21 protein-coding genes are annotated in these 26,021 nt (G+C 66.9%); 7 read left to right on the top strand and 14 right to left on the bottom strand.

Annotated elements, in window-relative coordinates:
* Nucleotides 1-73: 73 nt before the first annotated feature.
* Nucleotides 74-1,030, top strand: a complete 957-nt coding sequence (locus tag J5251_RS01580) for a TIGR03885 family FMN-dependent LLM class oxidoreductase (RefSeq protein ID WP_208575007.1) — start codon at nucleotides 74-76, stop codon at nucleotides 1,028-1,030.
* Between the two features lie 54 nt (nucleotides 1,031-1,084).
* On the top strand, nucleotides 1,085-2,773 hold the full coding sequence (locus J5251_RS01575) for an alpha-amylase family protein (RefSeq protein WP_208575006.1): 1,689 nt from the start codon (nucleotides 1,085-1,087) through the stop codon (nucleotides 2,771-2,773).
* A gap of 38 nt (nucleotides 2,774-2,811) precedes the next feature.
* Here J5251_RS01575 and J5251_RS01570 read toward each other — a convergent pair whose 3' ends face one another.
* From J5251_RS01570 to J5251_RS01560, 3 genes are all read right to left on the bottom strand, one after another.
* The gene (locus tag J5251_RS01570; protein ID WP_139004259.1) at nucleotides 2,812-3,450 is read right to left on the bottom strand and encodes a uracil-DNA glycosylase; all 639 of its coding nucleotides are present in this window, start codon (nucleotides 3,448-3,450) and stop codon (nucleotides 2,812-2,814) included.
* 146 nt (nucleotides 3,451-3,596) lie between these two features.
* A complete protein-coding gene (locus tag J5251_RS01565) occupies nucleotides 3,597-4,229 on the bottom strand; it encodes a uracil-DNA glycosylase (protein WP_139004260.1) in 633 nt (210 codons plus the stop codon).
* Nucleotides 4,230-4,465: 236 nt separating this feature from the next.
* Nucleotides 4,466-5,149 (bottom strand): histidine phosphatase family protein, encoded by a 684-nt coding sequence (locus tag J5251_RS01560; RefSeq protein ID WP_171059285.1) that lies wholly within the window; start codon nucleotides 5,147-5,149, stop codon nucleotides 4,466-4,468.
* A gap of 214 nt (nucleotides 5,150-5,363) precedes the next feature.
* Here J5251_RS01560 and J5251_RS01555 point away from each other — a divergent pair, with 214 nt between their 5' ends.
* Genes J5251_RS01555 through J5251_RS01545 form a run of 3 tightly spaced genes read left to right on the top strand, consistent with a single transcriptional unit; the run spans nucleotide 5,364 to nucleotide 9,682 of the window.
* Nucleotides 5,364-6,335, top strand: a complete 972-nt coding sequence (locus J5251_RS01555) for a glucosyl-3-phosphoglycerate synthase (protein ID WP_139004262.1) — start codon at nucleotides 5,364-5,366, stop codon at nucleotides 6,333-6,335.
* Nucleotides 6,336-6,338: 3 nt separating this feature from the next.
* Nucleotides 6,339-7,466 carry a glycosyltransferase gene (locus J5251_RS01550; RefSeq protein WP_244250757.1) on the top strand — a complete coding sequence of 376 codons (1,128 nt, stop codon included), beginning with the start codon at nucleotides 6,339-6,341 and terminating at the stop codon, nucleotides 7,464-7,466.
* Nucleotides 7,463-9,682 (top strand): Gfo/Idh/MocA family oxidoreductase, encoded by a 2,220-nt coding sequence (locus J5251_RS01545; RefSeq protein ID WP_208575005.1) that lies wholly within the window; start codon nucleotides 7,463-7,465, stop codon nucleotides 9,680-9,682. The genes J5251_RS01550 and J5251_RS01545 overlap by 4 nt, the downstream gene beginning before the upstream one ends.
* A gap of 8 nt (nucleotides 9,683-9,690) precedes the next feature.
* Here the strand turns inward: J5251_RS01545 and J5251_RS01540 are convergent, their stop codons facing one another.
* The 6 genes from J5251_RS01540 to J5251_RS01515 form a co-directional block, all read right to left on the bottom strand.
* Nucleotides 9,691-10,446 (bottom strand): anti-sigma factor, encoded by a 756-nt coding sequence (locus J5251_RS01540; RefSeq protein ID WP_208575004.1) that lies wholly within the window; start codon nucleotides 10,444-10,446, stop codon nucleotides 9,691-9,693.
* Nucleotides 10,433-11,002 carry an RNA polymerase sigma factor gene (locus J5251_RS01535; RefSeq protein ID WP_208575003.1) on the bottom strand — a complete coding sequence of 190 codons (570 nt, stop codon included), beginning with the start codon at nucleotides 11,000-11,002 and terminating at the stop codon, nucleotides 10,433-10,435. The genes J5251_RS01540 and J5251_RS01535 overlap by 14 nt, the downstream gene beginning before the upstream one ends.
* A gap of 65 nt (nucleotides 11,003-11,067) precedes the next feature.
* A complete protein-coding gene (locus tag J5251_RS01530; protein WP_244250756.1) occupies nucleotides 11,068-11,757 on the bottom strand; it encodes a class F sortase in 690 nt (229 codons plus the stop codon).
* Nucleotides 11,758-11,883: 126 nt separating this feature from the next.
* Nucleotides 11,884-12,711, bottom strand: a complete 828-nt coding sequence (locus J5251_RS01525; RefSeq protein ID WP_208575002.1) for a DUF4397 domain-containing protein — start codon at nucleotides 12,709-12,711, stop codon at nucleotides 11,884-11,886.
* A gap of 105 nt (nucleotides 12,712-12,816) precedes the next feature.
* Nucleotides 12,817-15,042: a 4-alpha-glucanotransferase gene (gene malQ / locus J5251_RS01520; protein ID WP_208575001.1), complete on the bottom strand. Its 2,226-nt coding sequence runs from the start codon at nucleotides 15,040-15,042 to the stop codon at nucleotides 12,817-12,819.
* Between the two features lie 153 nt (nucleotides 15,043-15,195).
* On the bottom strand, nucleotides 15,196-16,419 hold the full coding sequence (locus J5251_RS01515; RefSeq protein WP_139004269.1) for a PucR family transcriptional regulator: 1,224 nt from the start codon (nucleotides 16,417-16,419) through the stop codon (nucleotides 15,196-15,198).
* Between the two features lie 387 nt (nucleotides 16,420-16,806).
* Between J5251_RS01515 and ald the strand changes: the two genes are divergently transcribed.
* Nucleotides 16,807-17,928 (top strand): alanine dehydrogenase, encoded by a 1,122-nt coding sequence (gene ald / locus J5251_RS01510; protein ID WP_208575000.1) that lies wholly within the window; start codon nucleotides 16,807-16,809, stop codon nucleotides 17,926-17,928.
* A gap of 176 nt (nucleotides 17,929-18,104) precedes the next feature.
* Nucleotides 18,105-18,902: a GntR family transcriptional regulator gene (locus tag J5251_RS01505; protein WP_139004271.1), complete on the top strand. Its 798-nt coding sequence runs from the start codon at nucleotides 18,105-18,107 to the stop codon at nucleotides 18,900-18,902.
* Nucleotides 18,903-19,106: 204 nt separating this feature from the next.
* Here J5251_RS01505 and J5251_RS01500 read toward each other — a convergent pair whose 3' ends face one another.
* From J5251_RS01500 to J5251_RS01480, 5 genes are all read right to left on the bottom strand, one after another.
* Entirely contained in the window at nucleotides 19,107-20,561 is a 1,455-nt protein-coding gene (locus tag J5251_RS01500) for an MFS transporter (protein ID WP_139004272.1), read from the bottom strand.
* Nucleotides 20,554-21,885 (bottom strand): M20 family metallopeptidase, encoded by a 1,332-nt coding sequence (locus J5251_RS01495; RefSeq protein WP_432264409.1) that lies wholly within the window; start codon nucleotides 21,883-21,885, stop codon nucleotides 20,554-20,556. Before J5251_RS01495 ends, J5251_RS01500 begins: the two co-directional genes overlap by 8 nt.
* Nucleotides 21,885-23,129 carry a PLP-dependent aminotransferase family protein gene (locus J5251_RS01490; protein ID WP_208574999.1) on the bottom strand — a complete coding sequence of 415 codons (1,245 nt, stop codon included), beginning with the start codon at nucleotides 23,127-23,129 and terminating at the stop codon, nucleotides 21,885-21,887. Before J5251_RS01490 ends, J5251_RS01495 begins: the two co-directional genes overlap by 1 nt.
* Before the next feature lie 11 nt (nucleotides 23,130-23,140).
* Nucleotides 23,141-24,322, bottom strand: coding sequence for a M24 family metallopeptidase (locus J5251_RS01485; protein ID WP_208576012.1), 1,182 nt, complete (start codon nucleotides 24,320-24,322; stop codon nucleotides 23,141-23,143).
* A gap of 187 nt (nucleotides 24,323-24,509) precedes the next feature.
* Nucleotides 24,510-26,021 carry an NAD-dependent succinate-semialdehyde dehydrogenase gene (locus J5251_RS01480; protein WP_208574998.1) on the bottom strand — a complete coding sequence of 504 codons (1,512 nt, stop codon included), beginning with the start codon at nucleotides 26,019-26,021 and terminating at the stop codon, nucleotides 24,510-24,512.

Raw genomic sequence — 26,021 nt, 5'->3', positions numbered from 1 at the left:
CGATGCCGGTGTTGTCCTCCACAATGCCACTGTAGCCCTCGACAATGCCGTTACCGCCGGGTAAGCATGGAGGGTGCCTGTGATCGGATTCCATGCGTCCCACGAACAGATCAGTCCCGCGCGGCTGTTGACCGATGTCCAACTCGCCGAGGCCGCGGGGTTTGACGCGGCCATGTGCTCGGACCATATTGAACCCTGGTCTGCCCGGCAGGGGCACTCCGGCTTCGCCTGGTCCTGGCTTGGCGCGGCGCTGGCGTCCACCGCGCTGCGCTTCGGCGTGGTGACTGCGCCCGGCCAGCGCTACCATCCCGCCATCATCGCGCATGCATCCGCTACCCTGGCAGTCATGTTTCCCGGACGGTTCTGGCTGGCGCCGGGCAGCGGCGAGAACAGCAACGAGCACATCACCGGTGACGCCTGGCCGTCCAAGGACGTGCGCCAGCAGCGGCTCGAGGAATCGGTGGAGGTGATCCGCCGGCTGCACGACGGCGAGGAAGTCACCCACCGCGGCCTGGTCACTGTGGAGCACGCCCGGGTCTGGGAGATGCCCGAGCCCAAACCCGAACTGATCGCCCCGGCCATCAGCGTCGACACAGCCCGCCGCGCGGCTGCCTGGGCAGACGGCTTGATCACGGTCAACCAGCAGCCGGCCCAGCTGAAGAAGGTCCTGGCCGCCTACCGGAACAACGGCGGGCGCGGCAAGGCCGCGCTTCAAGTGCACCTGTCCTGGGCCCCCTCGGAGGAGGCCGCCGTGGAAATAGGCCTGGACCAGTGGCGGACCAACGTCTTCCCGCCGCATGTGGCCGCGGACCTGGCGACGGCGAAGCATTTCGACGCCGTCAGCGAGCACGTGGGCGAAGACCAGCTGCGGCAGGCGGTCAACGTTTCGGCCGACACCGGCCGGCACGTTGAGTGGCTGCAGGAATACCTGGACCTGGGCTTCGACGAGTTGTACCTGCACTTTGTCGGCCAGGAGCAGGAGCCTTTCATCAACGCCTTCGCGGAAAAAGTGCTACCGCAGCTGCGCTGAGCGGACTTGCATCGGGAAAACGCCACCTCAGCAGGACGAAGAGAGGAAGTTCGCGTGAGGATCACGGACACATCGGACCTGTGGTGGAAGACCGCCGTCGTCTATTGCCTGGATATTGAAACGTACTTTGACAGTGACGGCGACGGCATCGGAGACATCGCCGGACTCGCCCAGCGCGTGGACTATCTGGCGGACCTCGGCGTCACCTGCATCTGGCTGATGCCGTTCTACCCCACACCGGACCGCGACGACGGGTACGACGTCACCGACTTCTACGGCGTGGACCAACGGCTGGGCGACCACGGGGACCTGGTGGAGTTCCTGCGCACCGCCAGGGACCGGGGGATGCGGGTCATCGCCGACTTGATCGTCAACCACACGTCGGACCAGCATCCGTGGTTCCAATCCGCCAAGCAATCCAAGGACAGCCCGTACCGGGACTACTACGTGTGGCGTTCAGATCCGCCCCCGCCTACCTCGAAGCAGGTGGTGTTTCCGGATCAGGAAGACTCCATCTGGACCAAGGAGGAAACCACGGGCGAGTGGTACCTGCACCGCTTCTACAAGCACCAGCCGGACTTGAACGTCACCAATCCGGCCGTCCGGGACCATATTGCCAAGGCCATGGGATTCTGGCTGGAACTCGGGGTTAACGGCTTCCGCGTGGACGCCGTGCCGTTCTTCCTCGAGACCACGGGAGAGGAACCGGAGGAGCTGCCGGATCCGCATGAATTCCTCCGGGACCTGCGCCGCTTCCTGAACCGGCGCTCGGGCGAGGGGATCCTGCTCGGCGAAGTCAACCTGCCCTACAAGGAGCAGACCGACTTCTTCGGTGGCAATGAAGGGGACGAACTCAATGTCATGTTCGATTTCATGGCCATGCAGAATATGTACCTTGCGCTGGCGCGGCAGGACGCCCGGCCTCTGGCAGAGACGCTGGCCAAGCGCCCGGCCATCAATCCGGACAACCAGTGGGCCACCTTCGTCCGGAACCACGATGAGCTGACGCTGGACAAACTCTCCGAGGAGGAACGCCAGGAGGTCTTTGCGGCGTTCGGGCCCGAAGAACGGATGCAGCTGTACGGGCGGGGGCTCAAACGCCGGTTGCCGCCGATGCTGGGCGGGGATCCGCGCCACGTCAAGATGGTCTACTCGCTGCTGTTCTCGCTGCCCGGCACGCCGGTGCTCTATTACGGCGAGGAGATCGGGATGGGCGAGGATCTGGAGGCGGAGGGCCGAATGGCTGTCCGGACCCCGATGCAGTGGACCGACGACGCGAATGCCGGGTTCTCCACCGCACCGCCCGGGAAACTTGTGTCGCCCTTGGTGGACGGCGGATGCGGGCCGCAGTTCGTCAACGCTGCCCAGGCCAAACGTGACCCGGACTCGTTGTGGAGCTTCATGGCTACGTTGATCCGGCGCTACCGCGAATGTCCGGAACTCGGATGGGGCCGGTTCGAGTTGCTGCGGCAACCCGCCTCATCGGTACTGGCCCATCGCTGCACGTGGGAAACGGCCAGCCTTGTACTGGTCCACAACCTGAGCCCGGAACCGGCCACCGTGACAATCGATCTAGCTACCGAAGATGAACCCGAGGACAAGTTTGTAGGTTCGGTGCTCCTGGATCTGCTCGGCGACGAGAACGTGGAACTGGCCGACGGCGGCAGGTGCGAACTGCCGCTCGGCGGTTACGGCTACCGCTGGCTGCGGGTGCTGCACGCTGAGGACCGCCGGCTGCCCTAGGCATACTCCCTGGGTAGGGGTGGGGTACGCAGCCTGACCTAACGGCTGGTCCGCAGCAGCCCTGCTCTGGCCATCGCGTCTGCATAGGCCGCATGGACTTCGTCGAGCCACTTCTGCTGGTCGGCCGGTTTGCCCGCAAAGGCCCGGCCGCCGAGCGCGCGGACCTTGTAGGTCTTGAAACCGCGCTTCTGGATGTCCGGAATCTTCGATTTCAGCAGCAGGTCGGCCAGTTTTTGGGCCTCACCTCCGTGGGCCACCAGTGCAGAAGCCCGCGGGACCAATCGCAGGAACTTCAGCAGCGGCTTAAGCCCTTCGGAAATCTGCGCGGCGGTGAGCTTGCCGTCCTGTTCATCGAAGACGTACCAGGGGTACGCGTTCCACGGCATGACGTGCTCGGGACGAAGCCCGACTGCCTCGTAGACTTCCAGCGTCCGGATGGCCGTTTCGTCGTCGTTCTCGATGGAAATGAAGCGGGAGCCGGTGCCTGGTCCGGGACTGGCGAACAGGCTCACGATCCGGCACTCGTCCACATCGTGCACCGGGTCAACGAAGGGTACCTCGCTGCCGGGCTTGCGCTCCACGAGGGACTCGCACAGTTGGTTCACTTCGGCGATGTTCGGGTCGAACCGCCTGCTCCATTGTTGTTCTCGGTATGCCGGGTCTGTCATGCGTCGCATCAGAATTCCTTTGTGCCGGATCTACGATGAGCAGCTGTTGCTCTCCGACGGCGGCCGTCCAGCAGGGGACGACCGTCCATCTCCTGCTCCTCAGCCTACTACCGTCCGGCGGTCCCGGTCAGCGCCCCTCTGCGGAGCGGCCGAGGTTACTGGCCGCGGCGCGGCAGCCCGGTGCGCGCCATGGCGTCGCCGTAGGCAGCCTGCATGTCCTCGAGCCACTGCTGCTGCTTCTCGGGCGAGCCGGCGAACGGGCGGCCGCTGAGGGCGCGGACCTTGTAAGTCTTGAAGCCGCGGCGGTAGATCATCCGGTTCTCGGTCTTGAGGAACAGATTGGCCAGCTTCTGTGCTTCGGTGCCGTGGGCCACCAGCGCCGAAGCGCGGGGCACGAGCGCCAGGAAGCGCAGCAGCGGCTTGACGCCTTCGGCGATCTGGGCCGGCGTGAGCTTGCCTTCGGCACCGGGCACCAGCCACGGGTAGGCGTTCCAAGGCATGACGTATTCGGGTCGCAGGCCGACCTGCCACTGGACGCCGAGAAGCCGTGTCACCGCGTCATGGTCTCCGGCCGTGATGAAGCCGGAGCCCGTGTCGGGCGTGGGGCTGGAGAAGAGGCTGATGATCCGGCACTGGTCCGTGTCGTGCATCGGATCGATGTAGGGAACTTCACTGCCCGGCTTGAGTTCCTTCAGGGAGTCGCACAGCTGGTTGACGTCGGCGACGTTCTCATCGTAGCGGCGGTTCCAGAGCTGTTCCTGCTGAGTTTCTACTGCCAGACTTTGCATTGAGTGCGGTGTCTCCTACGGGATGCGAACGGAAGATAACGACGACGGGGTCTCGTCGAGTGGCTTGGATGCCTCGCCGGAGAGCCCGGCTGCTACTCCAGCGTACCAAGTGTTCATCCGGCATTTTTCTAGCCGTTACCAATCCCCGGGGCGAACGGGGGACAGGTGTGATCAAGACCTCCTGCCCGGGTCCCGGTCATGCCCGTGCCGAGGCTGTAATGACGGGCCCGGTCGGCTCAATGCTCCACCGGCATTTCATCGGCCAGCACCGAGGATGCATCCGGCAGGGTCTGCGCGTTGTAATCGATGATCTGCCAGCCGCGTTCGGCATGCCTTTCCAGCACTGTCCAGGCACAGTTAGCCATGCCCGCGAACATTTCCCGCAGGTGGGACGGGGCTTCGAAGAACGCAAGCAGGCCGCTTCGCAGGGCGGCTCCATGGCCGACCAGAACACCCGTCTCGCCGTCGTTCACTGCGGCGGCAGCTTCATCGATGACAGCCTTCATCCGCTCATTGACTTCCGAGGGGAGTTCGGCGCCCGGAACGCGGTAGTTGTCCTCGGAGAAGAACTTTTCGTAGATGTCCGGGTGTTGCGCCCGGAACTCGGCGAACGTCGTTCCCTGCCGGATGCCCACGTGGTACTCCCGGAGCCGGGCGTCCAGCTCAAGGTCCCGGCCGGTAAGCACAGCCAGTTCCTGCGCGGTATCGCGGGCACGCTGCAGGTCGCTGGACCAGATGAAGGCCGGGTCGAAGGTGGCCAGCATCGCCGCGGCCTGCTTCGCCTGGGTGCGGCCCGTGTCATCCAAAGGCACATCCGCCTGCCCCTGGGCTTTCTCCAGCACATTCCACTCGGTCTGGCCGTGGCGCCACAGCACCAGCCGGGGCCGCTGCCGCCCCGGGGACGGATGTCCGTTCTGCATCAATTTTCTCCGTTCTGGTGCCGTTTCGTCGGAGGCGCCGAACCGCCGTCCTGACTTGAGCGAGCTCCGTCCGGATCTCCTCCGGGACATCGATCGACGGAGCTGCCATCTCCTTTCAGGGTATTCACACGGGCAGGACAGAAACGTAGGCTTCGTCTAGATCCTATCGACAGCCGGGACGGGGAATCCGGCCTCAGCACGAAAAGAGATCGGCATGCGCGAAGACCTGCGGCGGTGGTTTGCCAGCGGAAGCTACCAGGGCTCCCGGTATGAGCCGGAGCGATTGGCGGCACAAAAAGACGGCCAGAAAGTGAGCGTCGTCCTTCCTGCAAAGAACGAAGCGGCCACGGTGGGGCAGATCGTTTCGGCGCTGCGCACCCGGCTGGTTGAAGCCGTGCCGCTGCTGGACGAAATCATCGTTATCGACTCCAACTCGACGGACGCCACGTCCGCCGTCGCGGCCGCCGCCGGCGCGAAAGTCGCCCGCCAGGAGCACATCCTGCCGGAGTTGGGCAACGTCCCGGGCAAGGGCGAGGCGTTGTGGAAATCCCTCACGGTGGCCACCGGGGACATCGTGGTGTTCATCGACGCGGACCTGCACGATTTCGATCCCCAGTTCGCCGTCGGAATGCTGGGCCCGTTGCTGACCGAACCGCGCGTCCACTTCGTTAAGAGCTGCTACGACCGGCCGCTCAACGACGGGGTCACGGTGATGCCCGCCGGTGGGGGCCGCGTGACAGAGCTCGTGGCCCGGCCGCTGCTCAACCTCTTCTGGCCCGAGCTCGCCGGGATAGTGCAGCCGCTCGCCGGTGAATACGCGGCCCGCCGCTCACTGCTCGAGCGCATCCCGTTCGTTTCGGGCTACGGGGTGGAGATCGGCATGCTGGTCGACGTGCTGGAAGCGGTGGGGCTGGAGGGAATGGCGCAGGTGGACCTGGGCGTGCGCTGCCACCGCAACGCCACGGATGCGGACCTGTCCCGGATGGCGATGCAGGTGCAGCTGACCGTCCAGTCCCGGCTTTTCCGCCGCGGGCTGGTCGCGGCCGCGCCGGCGTCGGCGCCGCTGACCCAGTTCCTGCGCGAGGGCGACCGGTTCATCGAGGAAACCTGCGATGTCGAAATTTCCGAACGTCCGCCCATGATTGAGATCCCCGACTACCGGCTGACCGCGGCCAAGGCCAGTTAGGCCATGCGGATTCTGGTCAATGCCGGCCCTTGGCTCCCGGTTCCGCCCGAAGGCTACGGCGGAATCGAAACCGTCCTGGCCACGCTCGTTCCGGAACTGCGCCGCGCCGGCGTCCATGTCACCCTTGCCACCGTGGGACCGAGTTCCCTCGAGGCGGATGCCTACCTGCGGCCGCTGGCCGAGCCGCAGTTCCGCTCCATCGCCATGCCCTACAACCAAGTTTCCGGGATTGCCCACGCGCATATGCATGCCTTGGTGAATGCAATGTACGACGGCGGCAGCTGGGATCTCGTGCACGATCACCTTGAGGTGGTGGGGCCGGCCGTCTTCGCCGCGATGGGCATCTCGGCGCCGCCGGTCCTGCAGACGCTGCACTGGGACCTGGCCAAACATGCGGCGTTCTATTCGACGTTCAACGGCCGCGGCCGGGTGCGGTTCGCGGCCGTCTCGCAGTCCCAGTTGGACCGCGCTCCGGAGCAGTTGCGGCGCCAAGCCATCGGCGTGGTCCCGCTGGCCCCGGCCCCGGCACTCGAGGTGCAGGTGGATCCGGGCGACCACGCACTGCTGCTCGCCCGGATCACCAGGGACAAGGGCCAGGACACCGCGGTGCGGATCTGCGCGGCGGCGAACATCCCGCTGGTCCTGGCCGGTCCGGTGGCCGGAATCAACGACCCGCAGGAACTGGACCGCCGGCTCGCCGAGGGGGACAACGCCCTTGCCGCCCACCCCGATGTGAAGTACTTCCTGGCCGAGGTCAGTCCGCTGCTGGACGGGCGCCGCGCACGCTGGATCGGCGGCGTGGCGGGAGAGGCGAAGGAGCGGGTGCTGCGCTCGGCCCGGGTGCTGCTGGCTCCGAACCGTTGGGCCGAACCCGGGGCAACTGGAGTGGTTGAGGCGCTCTCCCGGGGCGTACCTGTGGTCGGCACGCCGCTGGGCGTGCTGCCCTCGTTGGTGGACCACGGCCGCACCGGATACCTGGCCGCCAGCGAGCCGGATCTGGCGCAGTACCTGCAGAAGCTGGACGGCATTGATCCGCAGGACTGCCGCGCCGCCGCAGCGGCCTGGACTCCGCACGCCATGGCTGCGCACTACATCGATCTGTACGAGAAGCTCATCCGGGAGGCCGCATGACCATCAGCATCGCCCTGATCGGAGCAGGATCGGTGGGCCGGCGCCATGCCGGCGTCCTGAACTCGCTGCCCGGTGTCAGGCTCGCCAGCATTACCGACGCCCACGAGCCCGCCGCCCAAGCGCTGGCAGACGAGCTCGACCTGCCCGCCTTCACCAGCCCGGACGAAGCGCTCGACGCCGTCGACGTGGACGCGGTGTACGTCTGCGTACCTCCCTTTGCCCATGGTCCCGGGGAACGCGCGGCGCTATCCAGAGGCCTGCCGCTGTTTGTGGAAAAGCCTGTGGGGCTTGGTCGGGACGTGGCCGAGGAGATCGGTGCCCTGGTGGAAGAGAGCGGGGTGGTGACCGGAACGGGCTACCACTGGCGCTGCATGGACTCCGTTGAACATGCCAGGCGACTGCTGGCGGACGCCCCGCCTCTGCTGGCCAACGGCTACTGGCTGGACAAGCGTCCACCTGTGCCATGGTGGGGACGGATGGACCGCTCCGGCGGACAGGTGGTCGAGCAGCTCACGCACGTGCTGGACACCGCACGCTTCCTGCTCGGTGAAGCCGTGGAAGTCTACGCCGCCGGGCTCCGCCGTGGTCTGGAAGACCCGGATCCCTCCGGCCGAGTGCCAACGCCGGAGGACTACGAAGAGGTCGATGACGCCACTGCGGCGACCGTGCGTTTTGCCTCCGGGACCGTGGCAACGCTGGCGGCCACCTCTGTGCTGGCCGCCAAACACCGGGCAGCCCTGCACACGGTCAGCCGAGGCTTGTATTTAGAGCTGTCGGAGGACGGCTTGAGCAGCTTCGACGGCTCGGCCCGGACGGACATGAAGTGCGGGGAAGACCCGCGGATCGCCGTCGACCGGGAATTCATTGAAGCCGTGCGCGGTGAACGCGAATCCACCCGGGTGCCTTACGCCGAAGCCCTCCGGAGCCATCGGCTGGCGTGTGCCATTGCCGAATCTGCACGGACCGGACGCTCGGTAAAGCTCCAGCCGGAGGCAGCGCCGGAACTGAGGGCGGATCTGAGGCCGGAACCGGAACCTGTCCGGCCTTCCGCAATACTGCTTACGGGCCTGCCGGCGGCCGGCCAAGCAGCGGGTCCGCGTTCCCTAACGGTGATGAACCGGCGTCGTAATTTGATTGTTGCCGCTGCCGGAAACGTCGAGATTGTCGACGAGGAGCTGCCCGAAGTGCCCGACGGCGGTATCCTGCTGGAGACTTTGGCCACTGGGCTGTCGGCCGGCACCGAACTGGCCTTCGTCAAGGGCAACCACCCCGGGCTGAGCTCCCGGCTGGATCCCGAGCTCAGCCTCTTCCTAACCGGATCTCCCGGCACGGGTTACCCGGTGCGCCGGCTCGGGTACATGGAAGTGGCGAAAGTGGTGCGGTCCCGCACCGACGCGTTCGCCGAGGGGGACGTGCTGGCCTCGGCCTACGGGCACGCCACCGCACATGTAGCCGACCCGATGACCGAGCACCTGGTGCCGCTGCCCGCGCAACTGGATCCGCTGCTGGGCGTTTTCGTCGCGCACTTCGGGCCGATCTGCGCCAACGGGCTCCTCCACGCGGCCGCTGATGCCACCGGCGGCATGGTGCGCGGGCTGCAGGACGGCGTCGAAGGGCGGCTCGTCCTGGTGACCGGAGCCGGTCCCATCGGCCTGATGACCGCGCTGTTCGCTTCGTCCCTGGGCGCGCGCGAAGTGGCGGTGGCGGACTCCGATCCCCGACGCCGGCAGCTGGCCGAGGACCTCGGCTTCCTCGCCGTGGACCTCGACGACGACCCGGGCAAGCTGCTCAAAACCCGCTGGCGGCACGGCCCCGGAGACCGCGGCGCCGACATCGTCTTCCAATGCCGCGGCCGCGCCGAAGCCCTCCACGCCGCCCTCCGCGCGGTCAGGCCGCAGGGCACAGTCGTGGATCTGGCCTTCTACACGCAGGGTGCGGACGCGGTGCGGCTCGGGGAGGAGTTCCACCACAACGGACTGAGCTTGCGCTGCGCCCAGATCGGCCGGACGCCGCGCGGCCTGTCCGCGCAGTGGGACCGCGGCCGGCTGTCCGCCGAGACGATCAAGCTGCTGCGCTCGCATGGTGACCTGATCCGCAAGCACTTCGTGACGGACGTTGTCCCGTTCGACGACGGCCCCGGCCTCATGCACCAAGTGGCGCGGCGCGAACGGCACGTGATTACCGCAGTCTTCGCCGTGTCGCCGCTGCTGCTCTGAGGTTTTGATCAGGAAGACAGGTTGCCTCTGACGATGCTGATTCCGGAATGTGCGGGATCACCGTCCACTGGTTCATCGGAGACGTCAACGATGGGGTACTGGTCCAGGCTGACCTCCGCCGGGATCGTGAAGGTCTGGGTCTGCTGTTCCATGGTTCCGAGGCTGATCAAGCCCGAAAGGTCAGGTTTGATCAGCCAGACTTCCTGGTAGCCCTGTGCCACGTCCTCACTGAGCTCGACAGTCAGCTGGCGCGCACCCTCATCGGTCCGGACCACCTGCGCGGTGCCGGTCACCGAGAACTCCTCCAACGGTTCCAGTTCCGTTGCTGCCAACGGGGCGGGTTCCGGTGCCTGCCGTGTCACGGCCCAGGTGATGCCTGCCGCTGCGATGATGACTGCGGCCGCAGCCGCCAGCCACAAACCCGCTCCCGGAGTCCGTCCAGGGCGTTTGGCACGGAGCATGCCGGGTTTCTGCTGCTCGGTGCCTGGTTGGTCTACGTTCCCAGGCTGCCCGGCTGCAAGCGGATCCTGGGCCAAGGATTCGTCCAGTCCCAGTTCGCCATGAATAGCCGCCCACACGTGGAGTCCGGGAGGTACCAGGGCGGAACGGGCGGGGTCGGCCCGGACGGCATCGGCCGTCCGTCGGAGGGCCGCGTATTCCGCGGCGCAAGTGCCGCAGGTGCGGAGGTGTTCCATGTCGGTTGCGTCGCCGGCGCGCTCATCGAGGGCAAGCAGGCTAAGTAACTCCGGATCAAGATGATGCATGGTGTACCTCCAATCTGTTCCGCAGGTGGGTAAGGCTTCGGCGGATGTGGCTCTTGACGGTACCAAGCGGCAGGTCGAGCTGCCGGGAGATCTGGTCATGCGTCAGGTCTTCGTAGAACGCCAGCCGCATGATGGAACCCTGTGGTTCGCCAAGCCGTTCCAGTTCTCCGTCCAGAACCAGCCGGTCGGCGAGAAGGTCGGCTTCGGCCGCGCCCTGAGGCTGTTCCGGGTCCGGCACGGTCAGGGACACGGCCCGCAGCTTGCGGAACTCCCGCTGGGACGCTGTCTGTGCGTCAGAGATGGCGTTGCGGGTGATACCGATAATCCAGGCAGGAAGCCGCGCCCGATCAGGGTCGAACGTGTCGCGGGAACGCCAGGCGCGGATAAAGACCTCCTGGGTTACGTCGTCCGCGACGGTCCGGTTACCGAGGGCCCGTGCGGCCAGCGCGTGGACCAGTGGCGCCAGCTGACGGTACACCTCGGCGAGCGCGGCTTCGTGCCCGTGGGAAAAGGCAGCGTCGAGGTCCGTGTCCCAGATGCGGGAAGCAGCGGGCATTCGGCGCTCCTTCCGGTCAGCAGACCGGGTGGGGACCACGGACTGCGGTTGGGCTGCCTGCGGAATCATTCCGGCAATGCAGTAACAACGACATTGTCGCTGTAGTCCTGCCGATCGTCCAGCCATTCGCCGCCACAGGTCACAAGCTTGAGTTGGTGCCGGCCACTACGGCGGAAGAGCCCTGCGCCGTCGAAATCGTCTTTGTCCATATTTGCCACCTCGCTGACTCGGTAGGAGAGCACAGTCCCGTCGGATTGTTCCACCAGAATCCGGGTTCCGGACTGCAGGGACTGCAGTTGCGAGAAGGGCGCCAGATCGCTCACCGTATCTACGTGCGCGGCGATCACGGCGTTTCCTTCGGCGTCACCCGGTGCCGGACCGTAGCGGTACCAGCCAGCCTCGTCGAAGGAGTCGGGAATCTCCATCGCATTCCCATCGCCGAGCCCGACATCCACCACGTCGACGGCGATAGTGGTTCCTTCGATGCTCAGGAACCGGGGCGGCGCTTGGCTTGGAGTGGACGGGGGAGGAGTGGCCTGCCGGACAGGAATCTCGGGTAAAGCTGATAAATCGAGCGGAGCGTCCGTTGTATCGCGAACCTGGGAGGTAGGGGAGGCAGGGGAGGTCTCGGGCGAGGGTGCAGACTGGCTGGGCGATGTGGCAGCCGAGCATCCGACCTGGCTCAGCAAGAGGCCCGCCAAGAGCAGAGCGCTGGCTCCCCTCCGCCAGTGAACCATTCTCATCTCAGTGGTCATGATGTTCGCCTAAGAAAGATGCGAGGGATGCGGATAGTCCGTGAGAGGGATGTGCTCCTCCGGACTTTTCGAGCCGGAGGAGCAGGGCGGCGCCCTGGCGAGGAAAGCAGGGCGCCGCCAGATCGGTTATTTATTGCGGGTTGCCGCGGTTCGCTGGCGCAGCGTCATTGCGGTGGCACCGAGTACGAGGAACCCAGCGGCCGCCATCCCGCCGAGGGCGATGGCTGAACTGTCGTTGTCCGCGGCGCCGGACCGTCCACCGGGTACGGAACCGGGGTTCGAGTGCAGCCCTTCGATGTTTTGAACGGCGAGTTGCAGAGTTCCGTCATCAAGGCTGCCCCAGGCATAAACAACGGTGTGGGTTCCCTCCGCTACGGTCAGGTCTGCCGGACCGATCACAGGATCCGTGGTTCCGGCGGCTGCGACCGCGGCGGAAATTGTTCCCGGATCCAGCGTCAAGGTTTGCTCGTCCGGATTCGCCAGCCCTTCGATCACCGGGGCGTCACCGGCGAGCACGTCCACCTCCGGGGCGGCGGCGGCATGGCGGACCGTCAACCTGCCCTTGCCCGCCTCAATGGTGGATACGTCGTTGGTGTAGAAATTGGCGGTGGGGTTGCCCTCGACGTCCAGATTGGCAACCGCGGTGTAGTTTCCGTTGGCTTCCAACTCCACGTCTACGGGGCCAATGACCGCGTCATCCGCGCTGGTAGCGTCCGCGGCCGTGATGGCCAGCGAGTAGCCTCCTGCGGGGAGCGGCAGAGGGCCGGCCAGCGTTCCTGGAGCGAAATCGTCGAGCGTGAGGGCTCCGTCCACCCACACGTCCACGGTTAAGCCGGGCACGCCGTGCAGTACGGACAGGTGCGCCTCGCCTTCGGCGGCGGAGGCGGGGGCTGCGAATCCTGCTGCGGCGACCAGTCCGGCTGCTCCGGCTGCTGCAAAAATTGACTTGCGCATTGCGGTTCTCCTTGAACGGCCCGGGATGGGCAGATTTTGCTTACACCCCTAATACCGCCTGAAGCTTCCGCTTGGATGCAGTTGCATGAAAATTATTTGCAGAACTTACATAGACTCTTCCACCGCGGCCAGCAGGCGGTTGAACCGGGCGTTGCCTTCCAGCTCGTCCAACAGGACCGCCTTGCCGGCGGAATCCGCCAGCGGCACCTGCCAGTTGGGGTAGACCTGCGCAGTGGTGCCGGGCTGGTTCTGCACCCGGCGCTCGCCGACCGCGTCCACCAGCGCCACGCCGAGCAGCACCGACGGCGACTGTGCCAAAAGCCGGTGCAGCGCCTCGATCTGCTCTTCCTCGTCGGCCGGCCTGTCCGCCGGCAGCAGCCCGCGGCTGCGCGCCAACTCAAGGAAGGACGCCAGCGAGGCGTCATGTTCGGCACGCTCCTCGGCGACCGGCCGCTCCAGCAGCCCAAGCGATTCGCGCAGGACCACGTGGTCCCCGGCGAGGAATCCCGCTGTTGGCGGCAAGTCGTGCGTGTTGACGCTGGCGAGGCAGTGCACCCGGTACTTTTCCGGTGGCAGGGGAGCGCCGCCGTCGTTCTCAAACCAAAGAATGGAGGTGCCGAGAATGCCCCGTTCCGCCAGATAATCCCGCACCCACGGCTCGAAAGTGCCAAGATCTTCACCGATTACGGCGGCGCCGGCTCGCTGGGCCTCGAGCGCCAGAATGCCGATCAGCGCCTCGTGGTCATACTGCACGTACGCGCCGCGGGCCGGACCGTTGCCGGCCGGTACCCACCAGAGCCGGAAGAGTCCCAGGATGTGGTCCACCCGGACGCCCCCGGCATGCCGGAGCACGGTGCGAAGCATGTCGCGGAACGGCGCGTAGCCGGCCTCGGCCAGCCGGCGCGGGTGCCACGGCGGCTGCGACCAGTCCTGGCCCAACTGGTTGTACATGTCCGGCGGGGCCCCGACGCTGACGCCCGGCGCCAGCGCATCGCGCAGCATCCATGCGTCCGCGCTGGAGAGATCCGCCCCCACGGCCAGATCGTGCACCACGCCGAGGCGCATCCCGGCCAGTTTGGCGGCGCGCTGTGCGGATTCGAGCTGCTCGTCGCATAGCCACTGCAGCCAGCGGTGGAAATCGATCCGGCCGGCGAGCTCGCGCCGCCTGGCGTCCATCACCGCGGTGCCCGGGGCCGCCGCGGGATCATGCCAGAGCGGGTGGTCCGCGGGCAGGTCCTCGCGCAGCGCGCACCAGAGGGCAAAGTCCTCCAGCCCCTGGCCGGCCTCGGCGCAGAAATTCTCGAAGGCACGCTGCCGAGCCGGCGACCGCTTCGCCCGGTACAGCAGCTCCAGCGCCTCCAGCTTCGCCGCGTAGGCGGCGTCCCGGTCCAGCCGGTCCGCCTGCTCGTTCAGCCGGCGGCACTCTGCCGCCAGCGCATCGATCCGCGCGCGCTGGTCCGCGGCCAGGTAGGCCAGCTCCGGCACGGCCTCGATCCGCAGGTACAGCGGGTTGAAGAACCGGCGGGTGGACGGCGAGTACGGTGACGGCTGCACCGGCGGCGCGGGCTCGGCGGCGTGCAGCGGGTTCACGAGGACGTAGTCCGCGCCGCGGTCACCGCTGATCGCGGCCAGATCCGCCAGATCCTCGAAGTCGCCGATGCCCCAGGAGCGCGTGGACCGCGACGAGTACAGCTGGGTGGCCAGCCCCCAGCCGGGGCGCTGCTCCAGCGGATCCGCAGTAGTCAGCCGCGCGGGCGTCACCACTAGCGACGCCTCCGCGCGAACGCCTTTCGTGCCGCCGCCGACCGGGTCTGTCCCACTGCCGATCCCGCCGCCGGTCTCGGCGACCAGGGTGTGCCAGCCCACCGGCAGCTCGGACGGAACGGCGAACATGATCCGGTCGGTGAGCGCGCCGTCCACCATCCGCGGCTCCGTCGGAACGGTCCGTTGTTCGGGCAGCAGCACAACCCCGTCCTCGGTCACGATCCGCACCCGTACCTCTGCACCGTGCGGCACATGGACCGGAACAAGCGTCTCCCCGCCGTCGCTGGCCCCGCCGTCGTTGTTGGTGCTTCCGTCCTTAACCACGACGGCGGGCGGCAGCATCCGCCGCCACGGCCCCAGCTCCGCGTCTGCTAGGGAGCCCTCCACCTGCTCGCCGGTCCCGGCCGGAACGCCGAGCGCGCCCAGCACCTTAACCAGGGTTTCGGGGTCCACGTCATAGGGCAGCCCGTCCCACCCAGTGAACTTCGTGCCCACACCGTGGGCCTGGGCGAGCTGGTGCAGCTTCGCGTTGCTCGTCGGGTCTGCCGTCTTTTGGGTCACTGTCATCTAGTCCGCCTCGTTCGCCCGGCTACGTCAGGATCAGGTGCGCTGCCACGGGGGCAGCCTGGTCTGATTATTGCAGTGGCGCCGCATTCTTGCAGGGGGCGCGCGGTCTTGGGCTGCAGGTTACGCGGGGCAACAAACCCGCCTCAGGGGGTCTTACAGCCGAGGCCTGCCGGCCCAGCGCGCAGCCTTCATCGCCAGGTGGAGCTCGAGCCGCACCCTTCCCTTAAGCGGGTCCGCGCCGATGATCGAGCGCACGCGCGCCAGCCTGTTGTAAACGCTGCTGCGGTGCAGGTGCAGCTGGGCGGCCACGTCCGCGACCGAGCCGTCCGTGTCATAGAGCAGTTCCAGCACCGGCAGCAGTTCGGCATTGCGGTCCTGCTCCTGCAGATCGGCGAAGTTCACCGAGCGCCCCGGCAGTCCGCCCTTGCCAGTGGCGAGGAACTGGTACACCCCGGTATCCCGGTACTCGGACAGCGGACCGATCTGCGGATCCACGGCAGCGGCCTGCACCGCGGTCTTCGACTGTTCGTAGGCTTCCGGCAGCCGGCGCAGGTCCGTGAACGGCTCGCTCAAGCCCAGCATGTCCGGCCGTTCCGGATGCCCGCCGCGCAGCGAAATCTCCGCCCCGTACCGCTTGAGCACCTCTGCGTGCTCGGCCCGGCCCGGCAAATCGCGGAAGAGGATGACCGCATGCTGCTGCGAACCCGCGCTGAACAGCGCCGGCCTGATCCCGACAGTGGCCTGCAGCGCCGAAATCCGCTGCAGCAGCACCGCGGCCTCCGGATCGGCCTGCTCCGCCAGCGCCGTGTCCGGATCCTCGATCCGCTCCATCATGCTGCCCACCGTCCACGGCGAACGGCCCTGGACCTCGGGCCAGCCCGCCACACTTTCGACGGCGGCAGCGTCACCTTCGCAGGCGGCAAGGAACTCGGCTTCGCGCCGGCGTCGGGCATCCGATTCCGGCGTATTCGTATCCAGCAATTGCTCCGCCAGCCTGTCCAGCAGCGGGCGGACCCCGGGCAGCGCCGCGAGGATGGCGTCCGGCGCCTCCTCGTCCTGCTCGTGCAGCACCCACAGGTAGCCCACGCGGAAGCCGCGCACCAGCAGCGGAACGCAGACCCGGCCGTGCATGCCCAGCGACGCGTTGGCCGGAACCACCACCGGCCGCACCGCCGTCGCAATCCCATGGCTCAGCTGCCAGGCACTGACGTCGGCCGGCACTTTCTTGCTCAGCAGGAAGTTCACCCGCACCTGGTCCGCCGAGGCCTGATGGCTGCTATAGGCGATGAGGTCGCCGTCGAGATCCTCAACGGAAACCCCGTGGCCCAGCGCCGTCGCAATCTCCTCCACTGCGCGTTCGGCATCGGGACTTTGCATCGGGCCTCCTGGTAGCGGTTGGTCTGCTGCTTCCAGTCTAGGGAAGCCGGACAGACACGGGGCGACACTTGGCGCGCGCCAATGCGACATTTGTCGATTGCTGCGGGTGCGAAAGGTGTGGTAGCGGTCACACTAGTGGCTGGGGTCGGGGAATATCCGTTTGCCTGCTGTTCCCTGTCGTGGCGCGGATCAGAGGGTTCATGACCGCTGGCTGTGTCCGCGTCGCCGGGAAAAGCTGGCGACGCGTGCGGCGACGTCGTTGCGGAAGGCGAGGAACGGCGTCGTAAAGCGGGTCGTACAGTTGTCTCATCGCCGGTTCAGGCACAGTTTCAAACCCTTTCGATAGCCTGTCTGGCTATTTCGCATACCTAGATACGGAGGCTCCCGATGATCGTCGGCGTTCCCAAGGAAATCAAAAACAACGAATTCCGCGTGGCTATCACGGCTTCCGGCGTCCACGAACTGCGCAGCCGCGGACACGTTGTCCTGATCGAAGCCGGCGCAGGTGCCGGCTCGCGGATCGATGACGCCGAGTACGCAGCAGCCGGCGCCGAGATGGTCGCGACGGCCGACGAGGTCTGGTCCCGCGCCGACATGGTCATGAAGGTCAAGGAGCCCATTGCCTCGGAATACCGCCACTTCCGCGAGAGCCTGGTTCTCTTTACCTATTTGCATCTGGCGGCCGAGCCGGAGCTGACCCGGGCACTGCTGGATTCCGGCGTTACCGCCATCGCCTACGAGACCGTCCAGACGGCCAACGGCGCCCTGCCGCTGCTGGCCCCGATGAGCGAAGTTGCCGGACGCCTCTCGGTGCAGGTGGGCGCGCAGTCCCTGACCGTTCCCGCCGGTGGCCCCGGTATCCTGCTCGGCGGCGTCCCCGGTGTCCGTCCGGCCAAGGTCACCGTGCTCGGTGCCGGTGTGGCAGGCACCAACGCCGCCGCCATGGCCGTAGGCATGGGAGCCGATGTGACCATTCTCGACATCAACATCAACCGCCTGCGCGAGCTCGACGCCCAGTACGCGGGCAAGCTCAAGACCCTCGCCTCCAACAGCCTGGAGATCGAGCGCGCCGTCGTTGAATCGGACCTGGTGATCGGTTCCGTGCTCATTCCCGGAGCCAAGGCGCCGAAGCTGGTTAGCAACGAACTCGTGGCCAAGATGAAGCCGGGCAGCGTCCTCGTCGACATCGCCGTCGACCAGGGCGGCTGCTTCGAGGACAGCCGGCCGACCACCCATGCCGAGCCAACGTTCCGCGTCCACGGGTCCCTGTTCTACTGCGTGGCCAATATGCCCGGCGCCGTGCCCAACACCTCCACCTACGCGCTGACCAACGTCACGCTCCGCTACGCCGTCGCCTTGGCGGATCTGGGGGTTGACGCCGCGCTGGCGAAGGATCCGGCTCTCGCCGCAGGCCTGAACGTCGCCGCAGGGCACGTTACGCACCGCTCGGTTTCCGAGGCGCACGGGCTGCCGCTGGCCGACGCCACGCGCGAGTTCGCTGCCGTCTAGCGCGACGCTTCAAAACTGCATAACAACTGCCATAGGGGCGGTGGGTCTTGGACCTGCCGCCTCTTTGTCATACCTATGGTCGTTCGGCAGGAGCGGTTGTAAGATTGTCTGCAATGGGACAGGCGCCCCGTCCGGGGTTGCCTGCCGATTGGTTAATGCCGAAAGCAAGGAAGCCCATGGCAAAGAACAGATTTATCGAGCCCCTGGTCCAGGAATCCACGCCTGCCATCATCGCCCGCAAGCTCCGCTACGCCATCGGCCACGGCGAGCTTGAGCCGGGGCAGCAGCTCGGCGAGGCGGATCTGGCCCGCGAACTCGGGGTCAGCCGCGGCCCGCTCCGGGAAGCCATGCAGCGGCTGACCCAGGAGGGCCTGCTGGTCAGCATCCGCAACCGCGGAATCTTCGTGACCGAGTTGGGCCCCTCCGACATCGAGGACATGTATCTGGCCCGCACCGCGGTGGAGCGCGCGGCTGGCCTGAAGATCATCGAACTGGAAGGCAGCCACAGGGAAGTCAGCGCCGCCCTGCGCGAAGTGACGGACCGGATGGCCCGGGCCGTGGCGGCCGGCGAGCACGGCGCAAGGCTCAGCGACCTGGACATCGAGTTTCATGAACTGCTGGTCGCCATGGCGCAGAGCAGCAGGCTCTCGCGCATGCACAACACGCTGATCACAGAGACGCGCATGTGCATGGCCGCGCTGGAGGACACCGGTTATACCCCGGAGGCGCGGCTCGCCGAGCACGAGGCCATCGCCGATGCCATCGGCAACGCGGACGTGCCGCGGTTCCACAAGTTGCTGGCCGACCATATGGATGATGCGGTGGAGAAGATCTCGCGCAGCATGATCGTGGCGGCCGCCGCTGATGCCGGGGAAACCCTTGAAACGTACGACGACGACACCGCACCGCCCGCGGTCCGCGCTGCCGAGCCCGTCGGTGCGGCAGTTCCTGCCCTGGAGCAGGCCGCCGGCTGAGCTGCCGCTGCGGTTCCTGGTTTTCCGTGGCGTCAAGAAGCAACTCGTGTTCCTAAGGTGGACTCCATGAGGGTAATACCTCACTCTTTTTGCTTCGATGCGGCCATTAACGAACAGAGTGGCCGCTCCCCTGGGGGAACGGCCACTCCCTTTCGCTATGTGCCTGGCGAGATGGTGCCAGAGGCTCGGGTGCCTCCCGGCGGGTTACTTCTGGAAGGCCGCGCGGCGGACCTCAGCGTCCTGCCGGTTCAAGTCGACCGCGCCTGCGGTGGGCAGGCCGACCGACTGTTCGACGCCGGGCAGCTCCTCGCCGCGCAGGGTGGCCTGCGACGTTTCCCGCATGCAGAGGATGCTGATGAAGCCGATGACGCCGGCGATGGCCATGTACCAGCCCGGGACGAGCTGGTTGCCGGTGGTTTCGATCAGCTGGTTGGCGATGGTCTGCGAGGGGCCGGCGAAGAACGCCGTCGAAATGTTGTAGCCGATCGCGAAGCCGGTGTACCGCACATAGGTGGGGAAGAGCGCAGGCAGTGTGGACGAAACTGACGAGACCAGGATGACCAGCAGCAGGCCGAGCACGGCCAGGCCCAGGAACTGCAGCAGCAGGTTGGGCACGGCCAGCAGCATGATCGCCGGCACGGAAAGCAGGGCATATCCTGCTGCGGCCGTGAGCAGCAGCGGTTTGCGGCCGATCCGGTCGGACAGGGCGCCCATAGGCGGAATGGCGAACAGCATCAGACCCATGATGGCGACCAGCATCCAATTGCCCTGCGCGGTGCTGTGTCCCAGCTGGCTGCTGAGGTAGGTCGGCATGTAGCCAAGGATCAGGTAGAAGGCCACATTGAGCAGGACCACGAAGCCCATGAGGACCAGGATCTGGCGCCAGTTGTTCTTCAGCACATGACGCAGCGGGGAGCGGGTGGTTTCGGAGTGCTGCGAGGCCTCGGAGAAGACCGGTGCCTCCGTGAGGCGGGTCCGGATCCACAGGGCGGTGAGGCCCAGCGGGATGGTCAGCAGGAAGGGCAGGCGCCACCAGCCGGCTTCCATGCCCGCATCGCCGACGAGGGAGATCAGCACGGTGCAGACGATCGCGGCGAGCATGAAGCCTACGGTGGTGCCGAATTCCAGAAAGGAGCCGAAGAAGCCGCGGCGGCGGTCGGGAGCGGACTCGGCCATGTAGACGGCGGCGCCGCCGTACTCGCCACCGGCGGAGAAGCCCTGGACCAGGCGGCAGATGAGCAGCAGGATCGGGGCGAGCATGCCCACGGTTTCCAGCGTGGGGAGCAGCCCGATGCAGCCGGTGGCCAGCGTCATCAGGGTCACGGTCAGCACCATGACCTTCTGCCGGCCGACTTTGTCCCCGAGCGGGCCAAGGATGATGCCGCCGAGGGGGCGGACCAGGAAGGACAGTGCCAGGGTGGCCAGCGTCAAGGTCACGCCGAGTCCGCCGTCGCCCTCTTCTGAGCCGAAGAAGTTTACGGCCATGTAGATGGTCAGGTAGCCGTAGACGCCGTAGTCGAACCACTCCACCGCGTTGCCGAGTGCGGAGCCGAGGATGGACTGGTGCAGCGTCCGCTTCTGGTCTCGCGTGACGGGTTCGGAGCCGGGGGCGACCGGGGGGCCGGGACGTTCGTTGCGCAGTGACGGAGAACTAGTCACGGGGTTCCTCCTTGAGGAGTGTGGGTCCGAGGGAATTTATTGACGGCGGAACATGGTGTCCGCCGTCGAGGGTTCGAAGGCAGAGCAGTGCGTAGGTACGCGCTGCGGTGAGCAGCTCATCGACGCCGACGGACTCGTCCACCTGGTGTGCCTGGTCGTTCAGGCCGCCGGGGCCGAGGACGATCGCCGGGATGCCGTGGTCCCTGGCGATGAAGCCGCCGTCGCAGGCAGCGGTCCAGCCGCCCACCTGGGTGGTGCCGCCGGCGGCCGCCACGCTGGCCACGGCATTCGTGACGAGCGGATGGTCCTCCGGGGTGCGGAAGCCGGGCATCTGCATGGTCAGTTCGGCATCCACGCTGATGCCGTCGGTGTCGATTCCGGCTTTGCGGATGTCGGCGAGGAGGACGGCGAGGATCGCGTCCGGATCGTCGTCGGGCATGAGGCGGCGGTCGATGGACAGGTGGCAGGACGGCGCGACCACCGACGTGCCCTGCCCGCCCTGGATGAGGCCGACATTCCAGGTTCCGCTGCCCAGCAGCGGGTCCAGCTTCTGCTGCATGGCCTCGTGGTCCGCGCGGAGCAGTTCGCAGATGCGGGCGGCGGCGCTGATGGCGTTGCGGCCGTCGGCGGGCCGGCCGGAGTGCGCGGGCTTGCCCGTGATCTCCAGCTCGATGTAGCTGTCGCCGCGGCAGGCGATGACGGTCTCCATGTCCGTGGGTTCGGCGACGACGCAGCCCGCGTAGCTGTAGGGCAGTCCGGCGGCGGCCAGGGCGCGGATGCCGAGGCCGAGATCCTCTTCGTCGACGGTGCAGACCAGGGTTACCGGGCCTGTCAGCTCGGCGCCGGAGTCCTTCAGTGCCGCCATCGCGCCGAGCACCGCAGCGAGTCCGCCCTTCATGTCCGTTGAGCCGCGGCCGTAGAGCCGCCCCTCCTCCACCGCTGCCCGGAAGGGCTCCCGGTTCCAGCCGGGACCGGCCGGAACCACATCGGAGTGGCCCAGGAACATCAGGCCAGGTGCCATTCCGGCAGCAGGTGCCGGAGAGATCGGCAGCAGCGTGACGAGGATGTTCGGCCGTTCCGGCTCCACCGGCTGGATCTCGACGTCGAAACCCAGCCGCCTGGCTTCCGCCTCGAGGACGGCGACGGTTGCCGCCTCGGTGCCGCCCGGGTTCTCCCCGCCGGCCTCGACGAGGCGGGCCGTCAGGGCGACGATGTCCTCGAGCCGGATCGCGTCCAGCGCTGTCCGTTCCGCCTCGGTGAGGCTGGCGGCCGGGCCGTGGCCAGTGGTGTTGACGGCACCGCCGATACCAGGGGCGCGGCCCACTAACGGACTCCCGATGCTGTGGCCGTACCGAAGGGAAGCTCTGCGCGGGCCTTGTCCAGAGCCGCGGCGAGGCGCTGGATGCCGACCTCGGTCCGCTCCGGGCTGGTGGAGGCGAAGCAGAGCCGGAAGGCATCCGTGAACCGGCCGGTGGGGGAGAGTGCCGGGCCCGGGATGAAGGCCACGCCTTCCGCCAGGGCGATGTCGAACAGCCGCTGGGAGTTGACCTCGGCATCTTCGCCGAGCAGCGTGACCCACAGGAAGAAGCCGCCCTCGGGATTGGTGGTGCGCACGCGCCCGCCGAGGTGGCGGTCGATGCTGGCCAGCATGGCCTCCTTGCGGCTATGGTATTCGCGGCGGAGCCAGTTCAGGTGGTCGTCCAGCCCGCCCCGGAGGATGAACTCGGCGACCAGGTGCTGGGCCGGCACGTTGGTGCAGGTATCCATGGCCTGCTTGGCGTTGATGACCAGCTGCTGCAGCTCCGGATCCGTCTCCACCCAGCCGACCCGCAGGCCCGGGGCCAGGATCTTGGAAAACGTGCGGACCGAGAAGATCAGCGGATCATTGGGGCTCAGCTGGTTGAAGCTGGGCAGGTCCTCGCCCTCGAAGCGCAGCAGGCCGTACGGATCGTCGTCGATGATGATGGCGTTCCAGCGGTGCGCCAGCTCCAGCAGGCGGATGCGGCGCTCGGTGGACATGGTGGTGCCGGAGGGGTTCTGGAAGTTGGGGATCGTGTAGATCGCCTTGGGCGTGCGGCCCGATGCCTCCACAAGAGCCTCAAGCTCGGCAACATCCATGCCGTCGTCGTCCACCGGAACTTCCAGCAAATCCGCTCCGTAGCTCAGCGCGGTGGCGGAACCGTTGGTGTACGTAGGGCTTTCCACCACCACCAGGTCGCCCGGGTCCACGAAGATCTTGCAGGCCAGGTCCAGGCCCTGCATCCCGCCCGAGGTAATGGTGATGCGTTCGCGGGCGGTGGGGTCCGCCGTCGTTGCCAGATAATCGGTCAGCGCGTTGAGCAGGTGCGGTTCGCCCTCGGTTGCGCCGTAGGTGTAGGACGACGCGTCGTAGACGGCCGCGGGAACACTGTTGAACAGCTCTACCGGTACGGCTTCTTCCGCGGGCGCGCCCATGGCGAACCGCACGATGTCGTGCGTCTGCTTGGCCAGGAGCGAGGTGCTGGAGTCGATGATCGAGCCGACCAGGTGGTCTGCCCGCTGGGCGAGAGGAAGGTCGCGAAGAGTCATGGGAAGGGTTCCTAGCTGTCGATGGGAAGTAGGCCGCGCTTGTAGGTGGTGAACGTCTCCACCCCGGTAGCAGTCACGCGGATGGATTCGGAGAGGCCGTAGCCGTAGTTGTCCATCCACATACCGCAGATCAGGTGGAAGGTCATGTTTTCGGCCAGGACGGACTCTTCCTCGCTGCGGATGCTGATGGTCCGCTCGCCCCAGTCCGGCGGGAAGCCCACGCCGATGGAGTAGCCCAGGCGGGAATCCTTCTCGTAGCCGTATTCGAAGATGGTGCGGTTCCAGACGGCGGCCACCTCGCGGACCGGAACGCCGTCCTTGATGACGTCGAGCATGGCATTCAGGCCTTCGCCCGTCGCCTCGGCGAGTCGGCTCAGCGCGGCCGAGGGCTTGCCCAGCGAGAAGGTCCGGTTCAGCGGCACGTGATAGCGCTGGTAGGCCCCGGCCAGTTCGACGACGACGGGCTCGTTGTCCTTCAGCCGATCCTCGCTCCAGGTCAGGTGCGGGGTATCGGCAGATTCGCCGGTGGGCAGCAGCGGCACGATCGCCGTGTAGTCGCCGCCGAATTCCTCGGTGCCGCGGATCTGCGCCTCAGTGATGGCTGCAGCGATATCGCATTTGCGGGCGCCGGGCCTAATGGCCCCTTCGGCGGCGGCCATGGCGTTGTTGGTGATCACGGCGGCCTTGTGCATCAGCTGGATTTCCGCGGGGGACTTGATGGAGCGCACCCAGTTGACCAGTTCAAAGGAATCCACCAGCGTCCACTCGGGAATGGCGTTGACCAGTGCGCGGTAGGCCTTCGGCGCGAAGAAATGCGAGTCCATTTCGAGCCCCACGCAACCCTTGGCGGCTGGGGCAATCAGGTGGCGCTCGCGCAGGGCGAAGGCCACCCAGTCGAAGGGGTGGAGGTGCGGGCGGTGCACGTAGCTCTCCGGGTAGCCCACGATGCTCTCTTCTGGCAGCCAGCTGGTCCGGAAGGCGCCGCTGGCGTCCATCTGCCGGCTGAAGAGGATCATGTCGCCCTCAGCCGGCACGAAGACCATCTGCGGGGTGTAGAAGGACCAGGCGTTGTAACCGGTCAGGTAGTAGATGTTCGCCGGGTCAGTCACGAGGAGGGCGCTCAGGCCCTGCTCAGCCATGCGCAGCCGGACTGCTGCGAGGCGTGCCGCGTACTCTTCGGCGGTGAAGAGCATGCGGGCCGTGCCGTTTACGTTCACTGAAGCTCCTTGCAAGCGTGGGTGGTCCACGTCACAGTAATTAGTAGATTGTCAACAATATACAGGGAAGGGTGGCCGGGAACAAGGGTTTCTCCGTCCCCCGTCCCCGGCCGTTTTGCCCGAGGTGGCATGTCCTGGCGGACATGCCTCAGGCGATCTTTGACTAGCCGCGGGGGACGGCCATGTACTTGTATTCGAGGAACTCCTCGATGCCCACCCGGCCGCCTTCGCGGCCCAGCCCTGAGGCCTTCACGCCGCCGAAGGGTGCGGCCGGGTTGGAGACGATGCCGGTGTTAAGGCCAACCATGCCGACCTCGAGGGCGTCGCCCATCCGGAAGCCGCGGTCTACGTCCTGCGTGAAGACGTAGCCCACCAGGCCCCACGGGGTGTCGTTGGCCATTGTGGTCACTTCCTCTTCCGTGTCGAACGGAACCACGGGGGCCACCGGGCCAAAGATTTCCTGGCTCATCAGGTCCGCGGTGGGGCTGACGTCGGAGAGCACCGTCGGCGTGTAGAAGTAGCCGGGCCGCTCGGGGCGGGAGCCGCCGCAGACCACCGTGGCGCCCTTGGCCACGGCATCGTCCACGAGTTCCTGCACCTTGACGAGTGCCTTTTCCTCCACGAGCGGGCCCACCTGCGTGCCGTCCTCGGCGCCGTCGCCCACGGACAGGGCGCTGAGGCGCTCGGCCAGGCGGCGGGCGAACTCGGCCGCCACCGGGCGCTGTACGAAGAGGCGGTTGGCAGCGGTGCAGGCCTCGCCCATATTGCGCATCTTGGCGGCCAAGGCGCCCTCGACCGCACGGTCCAGGTCCGCGTCCTCGAAGACGATGAACGGGGCGTTTCCACCCAGCTCCATGGAGGAGCGCATGACGTGTTCCGAGGCCTGCTGCAGCAGCTTCACGCCCACTTCGGTGGAGCCGGTGAAGCTGACCTTGCGGGCGATGCCGCTGGCCATCCAGGGCGAGACCACCGAGGAAGCCTTGGTGGTGCAGACAACGTTGACCACGCCCTTGGGCAGCCCGGCTTCCACCAGGATGTCCACCAGCGCCAGCGAGGACAGCGGGGTCAGGTTGGCAGGCTTGAACACCATCGTGCAGCCGGCCGCGATGGCGGGGCCGATCTTGCGGGTGCCCATGGCCAGCGGGAAGTTCCACGGGGTGACGAGGACGCAGGGGCCCACGGGCTCCTTGGAGACCAGGATGCGGTTTTTGCCGTCGCCGGTGGTGGTGACGTCGCCGCCGATCCGCACGGCTTCCTCGGAGAACCAGCGGAAGAACTCGGCAGCGTAGGCAACCTCGCCCTTGGCCTCGGCGAAGGGCTTGCCCATTTCGGTAGTCATGACCAGGGCGAGCTCGTCCTGGCGGGTCATGATCAGGTCATAGGCGCGGCGCAGGATCTCGCTGCGTTCACGGGGCGCCGTCTTGGACCATTCCTTCTGGACCCGGCCGGCGGTTTCGATGGCGCGGCGGGCGTCCTCGGGACCGCCGTCGGCAACGGTGGCGATGACTTCTTCGGTGGCGGGATTGACGACGTCGAAGCGTGCGCCGGATGCGGCTTCGGTCCATTCGCCGTCGATGAACAGGCCGGTGCTGACCTTCGCGATCGCGTCAAGAGCCTGCTGCGAGGTGCGGGCTGCGCCGGCGGAACGGTCAGGGGAAGTAGTCTGGGTGGTCAT

The organism is Arthrobacter crystallopoietes (assembly GCF_017603825.1).
In the GTDB taxonomy this organism is placed as follows: Bacteria; Actinomycetota; Actinomycetes; order Actinomycetales; family Micrococcaceae; genus Crystallibacter; species Crystallibacter crystallopoietes_B.
This window is presented reverse-complemented; position numbering and strand designations above follow the sequence as displayed.

What these genes read in the sequence shown, in the direction of transcription:
- J5251_RS01545 (WP_208575005.1), top strand. Translation starts at nt 7,463, where the DNA reads ATGACCATCAGCATCGCCCTGATCGGAGCAGGATCGGTGGGCCGGCGC.
- J5251_RS01535 (WP_208575003.1), bottom strand. Translation starts at nt 11,002, where the DNA reads ATGCCCGCTGCTTCCCGCATCTGGGACACGGACCTCGACGCTGCCTTT.
- J5251_RS01530 (WP_244250756.1), bottom strand. Translation starts at nt 11,757, where the DNA reads ATGACCACTGAGATGAGAATGGTTCACTGGCGGAGGGGAGCCAGCGCT.
- J5251_RS01540 (WP_208575004.1), bottom strand. Translation starts at nt 10,446, where the DNA reads ATGCATCATCTTGATCCGGAGTTACTTAGCCTGCTTGCCCTCGATGAG.
- J5251_RS01490 (WP_208574999.1), bottom strand. Translation starts at nt 23,129, where the DNA reads ATGACTCTTCGCGACCTTCCTCTCGCCCAGCGGGCAGACCACCTGGTC.
- J5251_RS01480 (WP_208574998.1), bottom strand. Translation starts at nt 26,021, where the DNA reads ATGACCACCCAGACTACTTCCCCTGACCGTTCCGCCGGCGCAGCCCGC.
- J5251_RS01525 (WP_208575002.1), bottom strand. Translation starts at nt 12,711, where the DNA reads ATGCGCAAGTCAATTTTTGCAGCAGCCGGAGCAGCCGGACTGGTCGCC.
- malQ (WP_208575001.1), bottom strand. Translation starts at nt 15,042, where the DNA reads ATGACAGTGACCCAAAAGACGGCAGACCCGACGAGCAACGCGAAGCTG.
- ald (WP_208575000.1), top strand. Translation starts at nt 16,807, where the DNA reads ATGATCGTCGGCGTTCCCAAGGAAATCAAAAACAACGAATTCCGCGTG.
- J5251_RS01550 (WP_244250757.1), top strand. Translation starts at nt 6,339, where the DNA reads ATGCGGATTCTGGTCAATGCCGGCCCTTGGCTCCCGGTTCCGCCCGAA.
- J5251_RS01560 (WP_171059285.1), bottom strand. Translation starts at nt 5,149, where the DNA reads ATGCAGAACGGACATCCGTCCCCGGGGCGGCAGCGGCCCCGGCTGGTG.
- J5251_RS01570 (WP_139004259.1), bottom strand. Translation starts at nt 3,450, where the DNA reads ATGCGACGCATGACAGACCCGGCATACCGAGAACAACAATGGAGCAGG.
- J5251_RS01555 (WP_139004262.1), top strand. Translation starts at nt 5,364, where the DNA reads ATGCGCGAAGACCTGCGGCGGTGGTTTGCCAGCGGAAGCTACCAGGGC.
- J5251_RS01485 (WP_208576012.1), bottom strand. Translation starts at nt 24,322, where the DNA reads ATGCTCTTCACCGCCGAAGAGTACGCGGCACGCCTCGCAGCAGTCCGG.
- J5251_RS01515 (WP_139004269.1), bottom strand. Translation starts at nt 16,419, where the DNA reads ATGCAAAGTCCCGATGCCGAACGCGCAGTGGAGGAGATTGCGACGGCG.
- J5251_RS01565 (WP_139004260.1), bottom strand. Translation starts at nt 4,229, where the DNA reads ATGCAAAGTCTGGCAGTAGAAACTCAGCAGGAACAGCTCTGGAACCGC.
- J5251_RS01505 (WP_139004271.1), top strand. Translation starts at nt 18,105, where the DNA reads ATGGCAAAGAACAGATTTATCGAGCCCCTGGTCCAGGAATCCACGCCT.